At 53.8% G+C, this 743-nt stretch carries 1 rRNA gene; it reads left to right on the forward strand.

Features of this window, described 5'->3' with window-relative positions:
* Positions 1-743 (forward strand): 23S ribosomal RNA (locus A3849_RS04325); the annotation flags it as partial.

Consider the following 743-nt stretch of genomic DNA (forward strand, 5'->3'; position numbering starts at 1 on the left):
CTATAACGGTCCTAAGGTAGCGAAATTCCTTGTCAGGTAAATTCTGACCCGCACGAATGGCGTAACGACTTGGGCGCTGTCTCAACGAGAGATCCGGTGAAATTTTAATACCTGTGAAGATGCAGGTTACCCGCGACAAGACGGAAAGACCCCATGGAGCTTTACTGCAGCTTGATATTGAATTTGGGTACGATCTGTACAGGATAGGTGGGAGCCGTAGAAGTAGGAGCGCAAGCTTCTGTGGAGGCGCCGTTGGGATACCACCCTGATCGTATCTAGGTTCTAACCTGGTACCCTAAGCGGGTACGGGGACCGTGTCAGGCGGGCAGTTTGACTGGGGCGGTCGCCTCCTAAAGAGTAACGGAGGCGTTCAAAGGTTCCCTCAGAATGGTTGGAAATCATTCGAAGAGTGCAAAGGCATAAGGGAGCTTGACTGCGAGACCAACAAGTCGAGCAGGGACGAAAGTCGGACTTAGTGATCCGGTGGTACCGCATGGAAGGGCCATCGCTCAACGGATAAAAGCTACCCTGGGGATAACAGGCTTATCTCCCCCAAGAGTCCACATCGACGGGGAGGTTTGGCACCTCGATGTCGGCTCATCGCATCCTGGGGCTGAAGTAGGTCCCAAGGGTTGGGCTGTTCGCCCATTAAAGCGGTACGCGAGCTGGGTTCAGAACGTCGTGAGACAGTTCGGTCCCTATCTGTCGTGGGCGCAGGAAATTTGAGAGGAGCTGTCCTTAGT

Source organism: Paenibacillus sp. P46E, from assembly GCF_001909095.1.
Classification (GTDB): Bacteria; Bacillota; Bacilli; order Paenibacillales; family Paenibacillaceae; genus Paenibacillus_AQ; species Paenibacillus_AQ helianthi.